Here is a 16762-nt window from a genome sequence, read left to right as displayed (position 1 = left end):
TCGGCCGAGCGCTACGAGGAATCTACGAGGTGCGTCCCACACCGTCGAACCGCCGTCCACAGGTCGCCGGGGACTACGGTGTCCGCACCGCACGTGCGCGCATGCCCCGGCGGAACCGGCACCCGAGGGAGGCCTGATGCGGCAGCGGAGGACGACGGCCGTGCTGTGCACGATCGCCGACGGCGCCGCGCCGGGCACCGTGGCGGCCGCGTGCCGCGGCGCGCTCCTGGCGCTGCGCGACCGGGTGGCACGGCTCCAGGTCGACGTGTACTCCGACGAACCGTGGCCACCGGACGCGACGGACGCGGTGCACGCCTTGGACGAGCTGCGCCGTGCACGACGCGGACGTCTCGCCCGGCGTTTCGGCTGGGAGCCCCCGATCTCGCTCGAGCTCGACCCTCGCGACGACCGCCAGCTCGACCTCGCCCTCGCCGTCGCCCCCTCCACGATCTGCGGCTCGGGCTTCGACGAGCACTGGACGCTGCTCTGGGACGTGAACGACACCGGGACGTCGGTGACCTTCCTCCTGCTGCCGGACGAGCTGGACGCGGTCCGGTCGCACGTCGCACGGTCGGGCGGGCGCCCGGAGGATGTCGTCGTGCTGGGCGACCGTCGCGGCTGACGTGCGTGGGAGCGCTTCGCGCGCTCAGCCGCGCCGTGCGACGAAGACCCACTCGCGACCCGGACGGTCGGGCGCGTCCCGGACGTCCACGACCTCGAACCCGCACGCCACGAGCGACGTCTCGACCTCGTCGCGCTCCCGGAAGCGCAGCGTCGAGTCGGAGTGGAGCGTGGTGCCGTCGGGCAGCACGGTCGTGTCGTGGAAGGACACGAAGGGGAGCGACACGTCGGTGAGGTCGGTCCACGACTCGACCGGGCCGACGTCGGGCACCTCCACGCGCGTGGTCGTCACCTCGCGGACCCACCCCTCCCAGGCCCGGCGGGCGGGGACACGGGTCTCGAGCACCAGCCATCCGCCCGGCGCGAGCACGTCGTGGACGCCCCGCAGCGTCGCGGTCCACGCGTCGTCGGTGAGGAACACCTGCGCGACGTTCGCCGTCATCGTCGCGAGGTCGACCTGGAGCGGGGGGAGCGCCGTCGCGTCGCCGTGCAGCCAGCGCACGCGCTCGGCGCCCGGCTTCGTGCGGGCGACGTCGAGCGACGCGTCCGCCGGGTCCACGCCGACCACGTCGAGCCCGCGCTGCGCCACGAGGCACGCGAACGTCCCGGTGCCGCACCCGACGTCGAGCACACGGCGCGCACCGAGCTCGTCTACGATCGCGACGTAGGCGTCGAGGTCGCTGCGGTCGGGGTCGAGCGGGTCGTAGAGAGCGGCGAGGCGGGGGTCGTCGAAGATCGCGTCGGGCACCCTCCGACGCTACGAGGGTCGGCGCAGCCGGTCCACGCCTTTGCCGAGCGCCCCGTGTCGACGATGCACCCGCTGCCCGCTGCCCACGTGGTCGTGGCCCGTCCCGACGCCGGGACGGGCCACCACCGCATGTTCGGCGGGAAGGGGTCAGGCGTTCAGCGCCTGCTCCACGTCCTCGATGACGTCGAGCGGGTCCTCGAGGCCCACGGACAGGCGCACGGTCGTCTCCGCGATCCCGACGGCGGCCCGGCCCTCGGGGCCGAGCTTGCGGTGCGTCGTGGTGGCCGGGTGGGTGACGAGCGACTTGGCGTCCCCGAGGTTGTTGGAGATGTCGACGACCTGGAGCGCGTCGAGGAACGTGAACGCGCGCTTCTTCGCCGTCTCGGGGTCGGTGCCCTCGGGGACGGCGAGGTCGAACGTCACGACCGTCCCGCCGCCGCTCTGCTGCGACTGCGCGAGCTCGCGCTGCGGGTGCGACGCGAGGAACGGGTACCGCACACGGCCGATGCCGGGGAGCTGCTCGAGCGCCTCGGCGACCTGCGCCGCGGCGGCGTTCTGCGCGGCGACGCGCGCGGGCAGCGTCTCGAGGCCCTTGAGCAGGACCCACGCGTTGAACGCCGAGAGCGAAGGCCCCGTGTTGCGGATGAACGTCTGCACGGGCCCGGTGACGTACTCCTCGGTCCCGAGGATCGCGCCGCCGAGCACGCGACCCTGGCCGTCGATGTGCTTGGTCGCCGAGTACACGACGACGTCCGCCCCGAGCTCGAGCGGCTTCTGGAGCAGCGGCGTCGCGAACACGTTGTCGAGGACGACGACCGCGCCCGCGGCGTGCGCGAGCTCGCTCACGCGCCGCGCGTCGACGATGTCCTGCATGGGGTTGGACGGCGTCTCGAAGAACACGACGTCCGCGGGCGTCGAGAGCGCCTCCTCCCACTGGGAGAGCACGTGCCCGTCGACGTAGTCCGTCCGCACGCCCCACTTGGCGAAGATCTCGTCGAAGATGACGATGCTCGACCCGAACAGCGCGCGCGCCGCGACGATCCGCGACCCGGAACCCACGAGCGCGGCGAGCGACGTGAACACCGCGGACATGCCGGACGCCGTCGCGTAGCACGCCTCGGCGCCCTCGAGCAGGCGCAGGCGCTCCTCGAACGCGTGCACGGTCGGGTTGCCGTAGCGCGAGTAGACGAACCGGTCGAGCTCGCCCTTGAACGCGGCCTCGGCGTCGGCGGCGCGGTCGTACGTGTAGCCCTGCGTGAGGAACAGCGCCTCGGACGTCTCCTGGAACTCCGTGCGGTGGTGCCCGCCGCGCACGGCGAGCGTCGCGGGGCGAGCGCTCGCGGGCAGGGGCTTACGGCCGGAGCCGCCGGGCACGCTCCCGGGCTGCGCGGCGCTCACCGGGCGGTCTCGTCGTAGGTCGTGGTGGGCAGGCCGCGGACCTTCCAGCCCTCGACGTCGCGCAGACCGGAGAAGCCCTGGGCGCCCTCGAAGCCCTCGAGCACGTTGTACGACGGCCCGAGCCCGGCGGCCGTGGCCGCGCGCGCGGCGCCGATCGAGCGCTGGCCCGAGCGGCACAGGAACACGACGGGACGCTCGTCGCCGGGGGCGAGCCCGGCCTCGACGAGCTGGTCCAGGAAGCGCGGGTTGGGCCCGGCCGGGGTCACCCACTCGTCGAACACGACGTCGCGGGCGAGGTCCGAGGCGTCGGGCACGCCGATGGTGCGCCACTCGCCCTCGGTGCGGACGTCCACGAGGACGGCGCGCTCGTCGCTCGTCAGCAGGTCCCACGCCTGCTGGGGGGTGAGGTCGCCGGCGTAGCCGACGGCGGGTCGCGCGTCGGGCGGCGCCGGCCGGGATGCCGACTGCTGCTGGGACTGGTCGCTCATGAGTCCTCCTCCATCGATCGTGGCAGTAGCACCCTGCGCCCGGCCGTCTCGCGACGGACCGGGGGGTTGCTGCGGCGTCGACGTGCCACGTCACTCGGCCGCTCCGGATGGTTGCTCGGGATCGTACGCCACCCGTCCGACGCGCGGAACGCCCGTCTCGCCGAGCGGCCCGTGGGCGGGGTGCCCGACGTCGGACGGTCGCGCTAGCGTGGCCGCGCGGCCGGGCGGGGGTCCCGGCGGGCAGGGCGACGGGCAGGGGAACCGAATGTGGACCAGCCGGCGACGGGTGCTGGGTGCGGTCGTGGTGGCGGGCGTCGTCGCCGCGGGCGCCTGGCTGTGGGTAGCGACCGGCGATGAGGAGCCGCCGCCGCGCGTGGCGAGCGTCCGTCCCGTGGAGGACGACGCCCTCGACCCGGCCGGGAGTGCGCGCATCGTCCTGGTCGAGCCGGACGTCGGCTCCCCGGCGCCGCTCTCGCCCCGGTCGGCACCCGCCGACGTGGCGACCGTGGGCGAGCCGATAGACCTCGCGGAGCTCACCGTCGGCGGCTACGAGGGGTGGTGGAGCGGCGACGGCGACGGCGCCGCCTGCGACGCGTTCGCCGTCGCCCACCCCGAGGTGGTCCTGGTGAGCACGCGGTCGGCGCAGCCGCTCGAGGCGTTCGTGAACGGTACGAGGCTCCAGGGCGTCCCGAACGGCATGCTCGGAGAGCCCGCGGAGTGGCCTGCCGACTCCGTCGTCGTGCTCGACGCCCGCACCGGCGAGGTGCTCGACGCGTTCGAGGTCGACGAGTCGGGGTGGCGCCTCGAGGTGCCCGTGGACTGTGTCCCGCCATCCGAGACGCCCTGACCACCGGTTGACACGGCGCGTCCCGCGCGCACATCCTGGGACGCAGGTCATGAGTGCCAGCGTGAAACCCCGGTTTGCTGGCCGGCAACCCTCCTCTCGCGGCGGGGTGCCCCGGGTGACGACCAGGCCGTACGCCGACCGGCGCGCGGCAAGCGCGGGGATCACCGTCCCCGGACCGCCCTCGGAGGACTGTGCCATGACTGCTCTCGCCGACGTCTCGTGTCCGACCGAGGTCTCGGAGGCCCCCGACCTCGCGGCGGTCGCCGACGCGCCCGCCCTGCTGCCCGTCGTCGGCGCGGACACGCTCGTCCCGCTCGTCGACGGCCGTAGCGTCCCCTACGCGAACCTCGACGTCGCGGCCTCGGCCCCGGCCCTGCGCTCCGTCGCGGACCGCGTGACCGAGGTGCTGCCGCTCTACGCGAGCGTGCACCGCGGCGCGGGGTACCTGTCGCAGGTCTCCACCGCGCTCTACGAGGCGTCGCGACGCACGATCGGCGCGTTCGTCGGCGCCCGCGAGGACGACGTCACGGTCGTCACGCGCAACACCACCGACTCGCTCAACCTGCTCGCGGGCTGCGTCCCGGCGAACGCGGACGGGACTCCCGGGCGCGTGCTCGTCCTCGACGTCGAGCACCACGCGAACCTGCTGCCGTGGCAGCGCGCGGGCGGTGCGACGGTCCTCGCCGGCGGCGCGTCCGTCGCGGAGACGCTGTCCGGCCTGCGCACCGAGCTCGCGCGCTTCCCGTACGCCCTGGTCGCCGTGACCGGCGCGTCGAACGTCACGGGCGAGTCGCTGCCCGTCGCGGACGTCGTGCGGATCGCGCACGACGCCGGGGCGCGCGTCGTCCTCGACGGCGCCCAGCTCGTCCCGCACCGCGGCTTCTCGCTCGCCGACTCGGACGTCGACTACGTCGCGTTCTCCGGGCACAAGACGTACGCGCCGTTCGGCGCGGGTGCGCTCGTGGGTCGTCGCGACTGGCTCGACGCGGGCACGCCGTACCTCGCCGGCGGCGGCGCGGTGCGCCAGGTCGCCGTCACGGGGACGCAGTGGCAGACGGCGCCCGCGCGCCACGAGGCCGGGTCGCCCAACGTCGTGGGTGCCGCGGCGCTCGCGGCGGCGTGCGACGCGCTCGCCGCGCTCGACCCGGCCGACCTGCACGCGCACGAGGCGGCGCTCCGCGCGGCCCTCGTCGCGGGCCTGGAGGCCGTCCCGGGCGTCCGGGTCGTGCGCGTGTGGGACGACGCCGTCGACCCGGTCGGCGTCGTGACGTTCGCCGTCGAGGGCCACGACCCGGGCCTCGTCGCCGCCTACCTCTCGGCCGAGCACGGCATCGGGGTGCGCGACGGCCGGTTCTGCGCGCACCCGCTGCTCGCGCGCCTCGGCTACGACGCGGGCGCGATCCGCGCCTCGGTGGGCGTCGGGACGACGGGGGCGGACGTCGTCCGGCTCGTCGAGGCCGTGCGGTCGTACGTGGAGCAGGGCCCCGCGACGCGCTACGAGGTCGTCGACGGCTGCTGGGCCGTGGCCGACGACCCGCGCCCGGTGCCCGTGGGCTCGGGTCTCGAAGGCCTCTTCGCGACCGCCGCGGCGGGCTTCCTCGCCGACGCCGCGGGGTGCGGCCCCGCCGTCTGACCCGGCGCCGGCGGGACCGCCGGGACCGCCGTTCACCGAGCCGTCGACGAGCGTTGTCCACGACGTCGACGAACCCTCTTGGCGGCGTCGTCCGCGTGTGCTCTGATATGCGCTGTGCTGCACGACGTCGTCCTCTCGGGGCACGGTTTCCGCCTGGAACCGCTGGCCCTGGAGCACGCTGAGACACTGGCCGGCCTCGTCGACGAGGCGATGTGGTCAGGCATGAGCATCCCCATGCCCTTCGGGGTCGCGGGGATGGCCGAGCTGGTGGCCGCGACACGCGCCGCGCCCGACCTGACGGGCTTCGTCGTGCGCGCCGCCGGACTCGACGGCGCCCCCGGTGACGTCCTCGGCAGCACGGCGTTCCGCGACCTGTCGCTCGTCGACCGCCGGGTCGAGGTCGGCCGGACGTTCTACGCCCGCTCCACGTGGGGGAGCCTCGTCAACCCCGTGACCAAGTGGCTGCTGCTGCGGCACGCCTTCGAGACGTGGGACGTGCACCGCGTCGGGTTCCGCGTCGACACGCGCAACACGCGCTCGCTCGGGGCCATGCGCCGGCTCGGGGCGTACGAGGAGGGCGTCATGCGCGGCCACCGCACCGCCCCCGACGGGACGCGCGCCGACTCCGTGATGTTCTCGATCCTCGCGCCCGAGTGGCCCACCGTCGAGGTCGGACTGCTGGAGCGGATCAACGCCCCGCGCGTCGTGCCCGTGCTGGCGCAACCGCTGCCGCGGGTGGACCTGCCGCTCGCGGCGTCGTGATCGGGCGGTCCGCGAGCAGACCCCGAGAACGCCGCGAGGGCCCCGCCGCAGCGGAGCCCTCGCGAGCAGATCAGGGGCGGTGACTAGCGGTCGAACGCGTCCTTGACGTCGTCGCCCGCCTGCTTCACGTCGGCCTTGGCCTGGTCCTTCTTGCCCTCGGCCTCGAGCCGCTCGTTGTCCGTGAGCTTGCCCGCGCCTTCCTTGAGCTTGCCACCCGCCTCCTCGGCGGCGTGCTTGGCCTTGTCTCCGAGTCCCATGAGTGCTCCTCTCGTCGGTACGTGCTCGACCGTAGGCACGTGCCGGGTCACTCGCACGCGGTCGGGCACCCGGCGTGTGGTGGGATGTGCGGGTGCAGCACGACACCACTCTCGAAGGCTTCGGCGTCCGCCTCGTCCCGCTCGACGAGAGCCACGCCCCCGCGCTCGGCGCGCTCGTCGACGACGGCATCTGGGCCGGCATGTCGAGCCGCGTGCCCGCTGGGACCGACGCGATGAGCGGCTACGTCCGCGACGCCGTCGCCGCCCCCGGTCGGCTCGCGTTCGCCGTCGTCGGCGCGGGGTCCGGTGACGCGTCCGACGGCGCGGAGGTCGTCCGCGGCTCGACGTCGCTCTACGAGTGGGTGCCGTCGCAGGGCAGGGTCGAGCTGGGCTCGACGTTCTACGCGCGCGAGTGGTGGGGCGGCGTGACGAACCCGGCGTGCAAGTACCTGCTGCTGCGGCACGCGTTCGAGGACCTCGGCGTCGCGCGCGTCGCGTTGCGGGCGGACGCCCGCAACAGCCGCTCCATCGGCGCGATCCGGCGCCTGGGTGCCGTGCCCGAGGGCGTGCTGCGCAGCCACCGCGTCGCACCCGACGGGTCGCGCCAGGACACCGCCTACTTCTCGATCCTGCTCGACGAGTGGGCGACCGTCCGCGACGGCCTGCTCGCGCGCCTCGACGCGCTCGTGGGCTCCGCGCCGACGGAGACTGTGGACAACGGTTCGGGGAGGCCCGTGCGCCGCTAGCGTGCGACACGCCCCGAGCGTCGAGGGCGTCGACGAAGGGGCCGCACGCCATGCACCACGAACCGCCCGACCTCGGTGCCGTCGCGTGGATCACGATGCTGCTCCCCGTCGCGAGCCCGTACTGGGCCGCACCCGTTCTCGGGTCGCTGTTCGCGGCCGCCGTCGACGTCACGTCGGTGTGCGCCGCGCTGGGGCGCGACGTGCGTGACCACGCCCGGGCCGTCCGGCAGGCGCGCCGATCGGCCCGGGCGGCGACGCGACTCGTCAGGAGCGAGGCGTGACCCGACCCGCGAGGTGCAACCGGCCCTTGCCGTCCCACGCCTGGTAGACGACGCCCGTCGTCGGGTCGCCCGCGCCGTCGGGCTCGGCCGGGGCGACCTGTCCGACGGCGTCCCGCACCGCGGCAGGAACGTCGCCCGCGGGGCGCAGCGCCACGTCGACCGTGCTCGGCAGCAGGACCGGCTTTGCGAACGTGACGGTCCAGTCGTACGTGTCGCCACGGCGTGGCCCCGCCTCGGCGAGCGCCCGCGCGGCGGTGTACATCCCGTGCGCGATGGCGCGCGGGAACCCGAACGCCTTGGCGCCGAGCCCCGACGTGTGGATGGGGTTCCGGTCGCCGGAGACGGCCGCGTACGCGCGACCGGACCCCGCGCCGAGCGACCAGCGCGCCGTCGGGAGCGGGGGGACGAACGCCTCGGTGCCCGACGCCGCGGTGGCGTCCTCGTCCACCGGGCCGCCCGGGAGCGTGACGCCCTTCGCGAGGTACGTCGAGACGCCCCGGTAGGCGAGCGTCGTCGCTGACAGCCCGCTCCCGGACGCGCGCTCCTCGTCGGTGCGCTCGACGGCGACCTCCGTGACCAGGTCCACCTGGACCCCGCGCCGGTGCGGACGCAGCCGCTCTGCCCAGGCGCGCACCTCGAGCGTGTCCCCGAGCCGCACCGGACGCAGCACGGACACCGAGTTCGCGAGGTGCACCATGCCGAGCAGCGGCAGCGGGAAGTCGGTCCGGACCATGACGGCCGTCGCGAGGGGGAAGCCGAGCACGTGCAGGTACCCGGCGGGCAGGACCTCCGACGGGGCCTCGCCCACGAGCCGCGCGTACCGTGCGAGGTGCGCGGCGCTGCCCATGTGGCCGGGCGCGGCGGCGTCGCCCGTCGGCACGCCCGCGACGCGGTACGTGACCTCGGGCAGCTCCAGGTCACGACGCCCGCCGCCCGCGGGGAGGCGGTGCGCCGCCGCGATCCGGCCCGACGCCGCGAGCCCGCGCACGTACAGGCCGCCGAGCCCGGGGATCGTGGGCAGGGTCTCGACGCGCGCGGGCGCGACGCGCGCCGGGCCGGCCGCGGTGCCGTCGGGCGCCGTCACCGGCCCACCACGTTCTGCCCGCACACGCGCAGCACCTGCCCGTTCACGCCCGCGGCCGCGGGCGACGCGAGGAACGCGATCGCCTCGGCCACGTCCACGGGCTGGCCGCCCTGCTGGAGCGACGCGACCCGGCGCGCGACCTCGCGCTGGACGAACGGGATCGACGCCGTCATGTCCGTCTCGATGAACCCCGGCGCGACGGCGTTCGCCGTCCCGCCCGGACCGCCCGGCGCCGCGAGCCGGCGCGCGAACGCGCGCGTGTGCCCGATGACGCCGGCCTTCGAGAACGCGTAGTTCGCCTGGCCGCGGTTGCCCGCGATGCCGCTCGTCGACGCGAGCGACACGATGCGCGGCGCGGAGGAGAACCCGTTCGCGCCGAGCAGGTACTCGGTGATCCGGAGCTGCGCGGCGAGGTTCACCGCGACCACCGCGTCCCACTTGTCCGCGGACATGTTGGCGAGCAGCTTGTCGCGCAGGATTCCCGCGTTGTGCACCAGGATGTCGAGCCCGCCGTGCCGCGCGCGGGCGTGCTCGAGGATGCGCGCGCCCGCGTCGTCGGCGGTCACGTCGAGCTGGAGCGCCGTGCCCTTGATCTCGTTCGCGACCTTCGCGAGCGCCTCGCCCGCCGCGGGCACGTCCACCACGACGACCTTCGCGCCGTCGCGCGCGAGCGTCCGCGCGACCTGCGCCCCGATCCCGCGCGCCGCGCCCGTGACGACTGCGACCTTGCCGGCGAGCGGCTGGTCGGACACGCCGGCGTGGATGCTCGGGTCGGCTCCGGCGGCCGTCTCACCGGCCGAGGTGGAACCCTGGTCTGCCGAGGGTGAGCCCTGGTCGGTCGGTGCGCCGGCGTCGACCTGGAGGAGCTGGCCGTCGACGAACGCGGACCTGGCGGACAGGAAGAAGCGGAGGGTCGCGAGGACGCTCGGGCTGTCGACCGGGGCGTCGTCGGTCACCTGGATGCCGTTGCCGGTCGCGCCGTAGCGGAGCTCCTTGGCGACGGAGCGCAGGAACCCGTCGACACCCTCGCGGGCGGCGGCGAGCTCGGGGGAGTCGCTCTCGGCGGGGGCGCGCGAGATCGTCACGACGCGGCCGTTCGGCGCGAGCCGCCGGAGCGTCGCGGAGAGCGCCATGACGGGCGCGGACGCGTCCTCCGGACGCTCGATCCCGCTGAGCACGACGACGACCGCGCCCCAGCGGGTCGTGTCGTCCGGGGTCTGGCGGACGTCGAGGTCCCAGGCGAGCAGGGCCTCGGCGACGCGGTCGGCGTCGTCGCGCACCCCCGGCGTGCCGCCGAGCACGAGCACGGGCCCGACGGTGAGGGGGTCGCCCGCACGGAAGCGGCGCAGGACCGCGGGGCGCGGGAGGCCGAGCTTCTTGGCGAGCGTCTTCGTGAAGCCGGAGTTGACGGCCTGGACGTAGGAGTCGGTCACGGTGGTTCCTCTCGGGTCGTCGGGCCGTCAGGCGGGGGCGTCGGTCGCGGGGACGGACTCGAGGATCGCGGCGACGCCGAGGCCTCCCGCGGCGCACACGGAGATGAGCGCCCGCGCCGGGGCGCCGGTCTCGGCGGTCTTCGCGGCGAGGAGCTTGGCCGCCGTCGCGACGATGCGGCCGCCGGTCGCGGCGAACGGGTGGCCCGCGGCGAGCGAGGACCCGTTGACGTTGAGGCGCGAGCGGTCGATCGACCCGAGCGCGCCGTCGAGACCGAGCTCGGTGCGGCAGTACTCGTCGTCCTCCCAGGCCTTGAGCGTCGTGAGGACCGTGGAGGCGAACGCCTCGTGGATCTCGTAGAGGTCGAAGTCGGCGAGCGCGAGGCCGTTGCGCGCGAGCAGGCGCGGGACGGCGTGGGCCGGCGCCATGAGCAGGCCCTCGTGACCGTGCACGAAGTCGACGGCCGCGGTCTCGGCGTCGACGACGCGCGCGAGCAGCGGGAGGTCACGCTCGCGCGCCCACTCGGCCGAGGCGAGGAGGACAGTCGAGGCGCCGTCGGTGAGCGGGGTCGAGTTGCCCGCCGTCATGGTCGGCTCGGCGCCGTCGGCGCTGCCCGCGAGGCGCTTGCCGTACACCGGCTTGAGCGCGGCGAGCTTCTCGAGCGACGAGTCCGTACGGAGGTTGTCGTCGCGCACGAGCCCGCGGAACGGGGTGACGAGGTCGTCGAAGAAGCCGGCGTCCCACGCGGCCGCGAGGTGCTCGTGGCTCGCGAGCGCGAGCTCGTCCTGCGCCTCGCGGGAGATGCCCCAGCGCGCCGTCGTGATCGCCTGGTGCTCACCCATGGACAGGCCGGTGCGCGGCTCGTCGGTCGCGGGGGTCAGGGGGGCGAGGTCGGAGGGGCGCACCTTGGTGAACGCCTTGACGCGCTGGCCGAACGTCTTGGCGTGGCTCGCCTCGAGCAGCGCCCGGCGCAGGCCCTCGCTCACGGCGATCGGCGCGTCGGACACGGTGTCGGAGCCGCCGGCGACGCCCGACTCGACCTGGCCGAGGCGGATCTTGTTCGCGACGGTGATCGTCGCCTCGAGCCCGGTCGCGCACGCCTGCTGGAGGTCGTATGCGGGGGTCTCGGGGGAGAGGGACGAGCCGAGCACCGACTCGCGGACGAGGTTGAAGTCGCGCGAGTGCTTGAGCACCGCGCCACCGACGACCTCGCCGAGCCGCTCTCCCTGGAGGCCGAAGCGCGCGACGAGGCCCTCGAGCGCAGCCGTGAACATCTCCTGGTTGCTCGCCGAGGAGTACTTCTTGCCCGCGCGGGCGAACGGGATGCGGTTCCCGCCCACGACCCACGCGTCGCGGGGGGCGCCGGGGGTGCTGGTTGTCGGAGCCTGCTCGGGGGCCCTCTCGGAGGACTGCTCGGGGGTCTGGCGGGGGCTGGTGCGGTTGGCCACTGTGCCTCACTTCCTGTCCGTGCTCGCTGCGCTGCGTCGGTCCCGGCCCGGGGAGGGAGCCCCTGCGCGAGTTCGACGGCGATGTCGCAGTCGATGCCGCGCGGAGGCGAGGGAGAGGGCCGGCTGGTGTCCAATACCAAGAGTACCTGATACTCTCGGTTTCGTGAGTCGGGTCACAGGGCCGTGCCCTGCCCCGACACGGTGCCGGAGGACCAGGCACCGACGACATCGAGGTCGGGCGCAACGGAGGGCGACGTGAACACAGGTGCCGACGCGCGAGCGGCCACCCGAGGACGGGTGCAGCCGGGCGCGGCGGTGGACGGCCGGTCGACCCGCTGGGACGAGCACCGGGCGGCACGCCGCGCGGAGCTCATCCGGGCGGCGAGCAAGGCCGTGCACCGCGGAGGTCCCGGGGTCTCCATGGACGAGATCGCGGCGGCGTCGGGGACGTCGAAGTCGATCATCTACCGCTACTTCGACGACAAGACCGGCCTCCAGGTCGCGCTCGGCTCCGCCGTCGTGGGGCAGATGCACGACGCGCTGACCCAGGCGGCCGAGTCGGCCGAGACGCCCAAGCGCGCGCTGCGCGCGATGGTCGGCGTCTACCTCGAGATGATCGAGAGCTCGCCCAACGTCTACTACTTCGTCACCCGGACGAGCGCCGTCGCGGGGACGGAGGAGCCCGCCGCGCAACTCGCCGCGAGCGGCATCACCAACGGGGCCGCCGGCGCGAGCCGCGCGCCCCTCGCGGCGTTCCTCGACTCGGTGATCGAGCTCGTCGCCGAGCCGTTCGCGCGCGTCACCGACGTCTCGCCCGCCGACGCCGCGGCGTGGGCCGCGGGTGCCGTCGGGTTCGTGCGCGGCGCCGGCGAGTGGTGGCTCGGCCATCGCGACCGGCCCGACGTCCCCGACCGTGAGCAGCTCACCGAGCGCGTCGCCGCCTGGCTCTGGGCCGGGCCCGTCGGCGTCCTCTCCCACAACCCGGGTACCCCCCGCTCCCACGACGAACGGCCCACGGCGCCCGCGACCCGTCGCGACGGCGTCCACCGCCCCGTCACCGACCGCCCTGAGCACCCGGCGACCGCCTCAGACCTCAAGGAGATCCCATGACCGCCACGTCCGACCGTCCCGCCCTCGTCCAGCGCGCGTCGACCACGGGTGACGCGAGCACGACGCCGCAGGGCGACGCCCGCGTCGACGTCGCCTCCCTCGAGAAGCTCCTGCTCGGCCGGTGGGCCGACCTGCGCGCGACGGCGCGCGCCACCGCGGGCGAGGAGGCGTTCCAGCGCATCGAGGGCCTGACCCTGCGCGAGCACCGCGAGCGCGTGCTGGAGCAGATGCGCCTGCTCGTCGGCAAGGGGCAGGTCTGGCGCGGGTATCCCGAGCGCCTCGGCGGCGCCGACGACGCGGGCGGCAACCTCGCCGGCTTCGAGGAGCTGGTCGCGGCCGACCCGTCGCTCCAGATCAAGGCGGGCGTCCAGTGGGGCCTGTTCGGTGCGGCGATCCTGCACCTCGGCACCCCCGAGCAGCAGGACCGCCTCCTCCCGGGCGCGATGGACCTCTCCGTGCCCGGCGCGTTCGCGATGACGGAGATCGGCCACGGGTCCGACGTCGCGAGCATCGCGACCACGGCGACCTACGACCCGGAGACCGAGGAGTTCGTCATCCACACCCCGTTCCGCGGGGCCTGGAAGGACTACCTCGGGAACGCGGGCGTGCACGGCGTGGCCGCGGTCGTGTTCGCGCAGCTGATCACGCAGAACGTCAACCACGGCGTGCACGCGTTCTACGTGCCGATCCGCGACACCGCGGGCGAGCGCGACGAGCTCGGGCGCCTGCCGTTCCTGCCCGGCGTGGGCGGTGAGGACGACGGGCAGAAGGGCGGGCTCAACGGCATCGACAACGGCCGCCTGCACTTCGACCACGTGCGGGTCCCGCGCGCGGACCTGCTCGCCCGCTACGGCTCGGTCGATGCGGACGGCACGTACTCGAGCCCGATCGAGAGCCCGGGACGCCGGTTCTTCACGATGCTCGGCTCGCTCGTCCAGGGGCGCGTGTCGCTCGACGGCGCCGCGGTCACCGCGTCGAAGCTCGGCCTCGCCATCGCCGTGCGGTACGCGAACGAGCGCCGTCAGTTCACGGGCGCGAGCGCGACCGAGGAGGTCGTGCTCCTCGACTACGGCACGCACAAGAGGCGCCTGATCGTGCCGATCGCCGAGACGTACGCCGCGCACTTCGCGCACGACCGCCTGCTCGACCTGTTCCACTCCGTGTTCTCGGGCGAGGAGGACACCCCGGAGCAGCGCGAGGACCTCGAGACGACGGCCGCCGCGCTCAAGGCCACCAGCACGCGGTTCGCGCTCGACGTGCTCCAGGAGACGCGCGAGGCGTGCGGCGGCGCGGGGTTCCTCACGGCCAACCGCATCACGAGCCTGCGCGCGGACCTCGACGTCTACGCGACGTTCGAGGGCGACAACACGGTCCTGCTCCAGCTCGTCGCCAAGCGCCTGCTCGCCGACTACGGCAAGCAGTTCAAGGGCATCACCCCGGGCCAGATGGCGCGCGTCGTCGTCGAGCGCGCGGGCGACATGGCCCTGCACCGCACGCCGCTCAAGCGCGCGGCGCAAGCGCTCGCCGACGTCGGGGACCCGCGCCGCGCCGCCGGCCACCTGCGCGACCCCGAGACGCAGCGCGCGCTGCTCACCGACCGGGTCGAGACGATGGTCGCCGACGTCGCGCAGGCCCTGCGCCCCGCGCAGAAGGCCGACCCCGAGACGGCGACGAACCTGTTCAACGCCCACCAGGTCGAGCTCGTCGAGGCCGCCCGCGCCCACGCGGAGCTGCTGCGCTGGGAGGCCTTCACGCAGGCGCTCGAGACGATCGAGGACGCGGGCACGCGCGAGGTCCTCACGACGGTCCGCGACCTGTTCGGCCTGAGCCTCGTCGAGCGCCACCTCGCGTGGTACCTGCTCAACGGCCGCCTCTCGGCGCAGCGCGCCCGGACGGTCACGAGCTACCTGGACCGCCTCATCGACCGGCTGCGCCCCCACGCGCAGGACCTCGTCGACGCGTGGGGCTACGGCCCCGAGCACCTGCGCGCGACGATCGCGACCGGCATCGAGAAGGAGCGCCAGGACGAGGCGCGCGACTACTACCGGCGCCTGCGCGCGAGCGGCGACGAGCCGCGGAGCGAGAAGTCGCTGCGCAAGGCCGCGAAGGGCGGCCCGCAGGCCCGCTGACCGGCCCGACCCCGAACGTCCTCGGCACAGCAGCGGAGCGGTACCGCCGCCGAGGTCAGGCCCGGGCGGCACGACGTCCACCAGCCGTCGTGCCGCCCGGGCCGTTGCCGTCCGGCCCCGATCCCGCCGAACACGACCTTGCTGTCGTTCTGAGGGCCATGACGACAGCAACCTCGTGCTCGACCGCGCGCGACGTCGTGCTCGGCGCGGCACGGGCGCTGCCGGTCAGGTCGGGTTGCAGCGTGCCGACATCGTGGCGAGCAGCCCGACGTCGGGCCGCCAGGGCTCGAGGTTCCACGTCGCCTTGTCCGGGGCGCCGACGGCGTGGCACACGAGCTGGTCGTGCATCGTCGGGGTGTCGACCTCCGGCTCGGCGGCGACGAGCTGCGCCCACACGAGCTCCTGGCCCGCCTGCCCTGCGGCGCGCGCCCACGCGGTCGGGTCGACGGCGAGCGACCGCCCGCCCTCGCGCTCGCCCCAGTCGGTGCCCCGCAGCGCCTGCGTGCCGAGCGGGGCGACGACGTCCCACGCCGCGGTGGGGCCGGCGCCCTCCGTCTCCGTCCCGACCGACGAGGTGCCCGACGACGTCCCGGCCGCGGGCAGGAGCGTCACCTCCGCGTGGCGCGCGTCGACGAGCACGACCCGCACGCCCGGAGTTCCGGGCGAGGGCTCCTCCGTGCTGGCGCCCTCGTCGCCTGCCGCGTCGCCCAGGGCCGTGCCGTCACCGGGCCGTGCCCCGTGCGGACCGACGACGCGCGGTGCGCCGAACCCGCCGACGGGCGTGCCGCCGTCGTCCAGGACGGTCAGGGAGCCGTCGACGTGGCGCACGAGCGAGCCGTCCTCGACGGAGACCAGGGCCGGGGCGTCGGCGAGCACGAGCGCGACGTCCGACGCTCCCTCGTCGCCTGCCGCGACGGCCACGGCCGGAGCACTCTCGCCCGAGGCGGTCGACGCGAGCGGAGGCGCCGCGATCTCGACGGTCACCGGTCCCGCGGGCAGGCTCACGGCGTCGGGCTCCGCGGTGCTGTCGCCACGTGATCCCGCGGTACCGGCGTCACCGGGATCCTCGGACGCGTCGTCCGTGCGCGTGGTCGTGACCGCGTCGGGGTCGGCCGTGGAGGCTCCGCCGTCGGGCGTGCACCCAGCGAGGGCGAGCGGTACCAGGAGACCGACGGCGAGCGCGCTCAGTGCCGTCGTCCGCGGACGTCGTCGCGGACCGGTCCCGACGGGCCGGGTCACGACGACACGGGGAGCAGGCCGGCCCAGCGGCGGCCGAGGTCGACGAGCCCCACGCGCGGGAGCGCGTCGACCTCGTCGGGCGTGAACCAGCCGACGTCGTCGGTCGACTCGTCCTCCTCGACGCGCAGCTCGCCGCCCACCACGTGGGCGCTGTAGACGATCCGGATGGCGTGCAGCGCGCGGTCGCGGTCCTCCACCCGCAGGCGGTCGGCCGCGGCGACGACGATGCTGTCCACGCCGAGCAGGCCGTCGAGCTCGACGTCGTAGCCGGTCTCCTCAGCCACCTCGCGCACGGCCGCCGCCTCGGGGTGCTCGCCGGGGTCGATGCCGCCGCCGGGGAGTGTCCAGCCGCCGTGGTCCCCCTCGCTCCAGTGGGGGAGGAGCATCCTCCCGTCCTCACGGACGATCACGGCGTAGGCGGCGACGCGGATCTGCATGGACCCATCATGCGCGACGGCCGTCGTCGCCCTGGGGTTGGCCCCAGCACTCCTTGCACAAGCAATCGCCATCGAATACTCTGAACAAAGTATTCGGAGGTGA

General features: G+C 74.8%; 17 protein-coding genes and 1 riboswitch. Of the genes, 8 read left to right on the top strand and 9 right to left on the bottom strand.

The window, feature by feature from the left end:
* The first annotated feature begins 136 nt into the window (after nucleotides 1-136).
* A complete protein-coding gene (locus A0J59_RS02000) occupies nucleotides 137-622 on the top strand; it encodes a hypothetical protein (protein WP_156532746.1) in 486 nt (161 codons plus the stop codon).
* A 24-nt stretch (nucleotides 623-646) separates the two neighbouring features.
* Here A0J59_RS02000 and A0J59_RS01995 read toward each other — a convergent pair whose 3' ends face one another.
* The 3 genes from A0J59_RS01995 to A0J59_RS01985 form a co-directional block, all read right to left on the bottom strand.
* Entirely contained in the window at nucleotides 647-1369 is a 723-nt protein-coding gene (locus tag A0J59_RS01995; RefSeq protein WP_064315056.1) for a class I SAM-dependent methyltransferase, read from the bottom strand.
* A 147-nt stretch (nucleotides 1370-1516) separates the two neighbouring features.
* Complete coding sequence (locus A0J59_RS01990; RefSeq protein ID WP_172819992.1) at nucleotides 1517-2767, bottom strand: O-succinylhomoserine sulfhydrylase; 1251 nt, start codon at nucleotides 2765-2767, stop codon at nucleotides 1517-1519.
* Nucleotides 2764-3255 (bottom strand): rhodanese-like domain-containing protein, encoded by a 492-nt coding sequence (locus A0J59_RS01985; RefSeq protein WP_082918660.1) that lies wholly within the window; start codon nucleotides 3253-3255, stop codon nucleotides 2764-2766. Before A0J59_RS01985 ends, A0J59_RS01990 begins: the two co-directional genes overlap by 4 nt.
* Before the next feature lie 391 nt (nucleotides 3256-3646).
* Here A0J59_RS01985 and A0J59_RS01980 point away from each other — a divergent pair, with 391 nt between their 5' ends.
* The 3 genes from A0J59_RS01980 to A0J59_RS01970 all read left to right on the top strand — a co-directional run bounded on the left by A0J59_RS01980 (nucleotide 3647) and on the right by A0J59_RS01970 (nucleotide 6497).
* The gene (locus tag A0J59_RS01980) at nucleotides 3647-4102 is read left to right on the top strand and encodes a hypothetical protein (RefSeq protein ID WP_156532744.1); all 456 of its coding nucleotides are present in this window, start codon (nucleotides 3647-3649) and stop codon (nucleotides 4100-4102) included.
* Nucleotides 4103-4147: 45 nt separating this feature from the next.
* Nucleotides 4148-4263: riboswitch (SAM riboswitch) on the top strand.
* A gap of 35 nt (nucleotides 4264-4298) precedes the next feature.
* Nucleotides 4299-5735 (top strand): aminotransferase class V-fold PLP-dependent enzyme, encoded by a 1437-nt coding sequence (locus tag A0J59_RS01975; protein WP_064315054.1) that lies wholly within the window; start codon nucleotides 4299-4301, stop codon nucleotides 5733-5735.
* 114 nt (nucleotides 5736-5849) lie between these two features.
* A complete protein-coding gene (locus A0J59_RS01970) occupies nucleotides 5850-6497 on the top strand; it encodes a GNAT family N-acetyltransferase (RefSeq protein ID WP_064315053.1) in 648 nt (215 codons plus the stop codon).
* Between the two features lie 83 nt (nucleotides 6498-6580).
* Here the strand turns inward: A0J59_RS01970 and A0J59_RS01965 are convergent, their stop codons facing one another.
* On the bottom strand, nucleotides 6581-6754 hold the full coding sequence (locus A0J59_RS01965; protein ID WP_047233613.1) for a CsbD family protein: 174 nt from the start codon (nucleotides 6752-6754) through the stop codon (nucleotides 6581-6583).
* Between the two features lie 92 nt (nucleotides 6755-6846).
* Here A0J59_RS01965 and A0J59_RS01960 point away from each other — a divergent pair, with 92 nt between their 5' ends.
* The gene (locus tag A0J59_RS01960; protein WP_064315069.1) at nucleotides 6847-7500 is read left to right on the top strand and encodes a GNAT family N-acetyltransferase; all 654 of its coding nucleotides are present in this window, start codon (nucleotides 6847-6849) and stop codon (nucleotides 7498-7500) included.
* A gap of 50 nt (nucleotides 7501-7550) precedes the next feature.
* Nucleotides 7551-7781: a hypothetical protein gene (locus tag A0J59_RS01955; protein WP_064315052.1), complete on the top strand. Its 231-nt coding sequence runs from the start codon at nucleotides 7551-7553 to the stop codon at nucleotides 7779-7781.
* Here A0J59_RS01955 and A0J59_RS01950 read toward each other — a convergent pair.
* From A0J59_RS01950 to A0J59_RS01940, 3 genes are read right to left on the bottom strand one after another with little or no spacing between them, the layout of a single operon-like run.
* Complete coding sequence (locus tag A0J59_RS01950) at nucleotides 7765-8865, bottom strand: MaoC/PaaZ C-terminal domain-containing protein (protein ID WP_064315051.1); 1101 nt, start codon at nucleotides 8863-8865, stop codon at nucleotides 7765-7767. The two genes, A0J59_RS01955 and A0J59_RS01950, sit on opposite strands and share 17 nt — an antisense overlap.
* Nucleotides 8862-10298 (bottom strand): 3-oxoacyl-ACP reductase, encoded by a 1437-nt coding sequence (locus tag A0J59_RS01945; RefSeq protein WP_064315050.1) that lies wholly within the window; start codon nucleotides 10296-10298, stop codon nucleotides 8862-8864. Before A0J59_RS01945 ends, A0J59_RS01950 begins: the two co-directional genes overlap by 4 nt.
* Nucleotides 10299-10325: 27 nt before the next feature.
* Nucleotides 10326-11744, bottom strand: a complete 1419-nt coding sequence (locus A0J59_RS01940; protein ID WP_082918659.1) for an acetyl-CoA C-acetyltransferase — start codon at nucleotides 11742-11744, stop codon at nucleotides 10326-10328.
* A 255-nt stretch (nucleotides 11745-11999) separates the two neighbouring features.
* On the opposite strand from A0J59_RS01940, the gene A0J59_RS01935 reads away from it, so the two are divergent.
* Together A0J59_RS01935 and A0J59_RS01930 are read left to right on the top strand one after the other, a co-directional pair.
* On the top strand, nucleotides 12000-12854 hold the full coding sequence (locus A0J59_RS01935; protein WP_255364883.1) for a TetR/AcrR family transcriptional regulator: 855 nt from the start codon (nucleotides 12000-12002) through the stop codon (nucleotides 12852-12854).
* Nucleotides 12851-14983 (top strand): acyl-CoA dehydrogenase, encoded by a 2133-nt coding sequence (locus A0J59_RS01930; RefSeq protein ID WP_064315047.1) that lies wholly within the window; start codon nucleotides 12851-12853, stop codon nucleotides 14981-14983. The genes A0J59_RS01935 and A0J59_RS01930 overlap by 4 nt, the downstream gene beginning before the upstream one ends.
* A 225-nt stretch (nucleotides 14984-15208) precedes the next feature.
* Here A0J59_RS01930 and A0J59_RS22205 read toward each other — a convergent pair whose 3' ends face one another.
* On the bottom strand, nucleotides 15209-16222 hold the full coding sequence (locus tag A0J59_RS22205) for a DUF2599 domain-containing protein (RefSeq protein WP_064315046.1): 1014 nt from the start codon (nucleotides 16220-16222) through the stop codon (nucleotides 15209-15211).
* Nucleotides 16219-16659, bottom strand: coding sequence for an NUDIX hydrolase (locus tag A0J59_RS01920; protein ID WP_064315045.1), 441 nt, complete (start codon nucleotides 16657-16659; stop codon nucleotides 16219-16221). Before A0J59_RS01920 ends, A0J59_RS22205 begins: the two co-directional genes overlap by 4 nt.
* Nucleotides 16660-16762: the final 103 nt, after the last annotated feature.

It is taken from the genome of Cellulosimicrobium sp. I38E (assembly GCF_001647255.1).
GTDB lineage: Bacteria > Actinomycetota > Actinomycetes > Actinomycetales > Cellulomonadaceae > Cellulosimicrobium > Cellulosimicrobium cellulans_E.
This window is presented reverse-complemented; position numbering and strand designations above follow the sequence as displayed.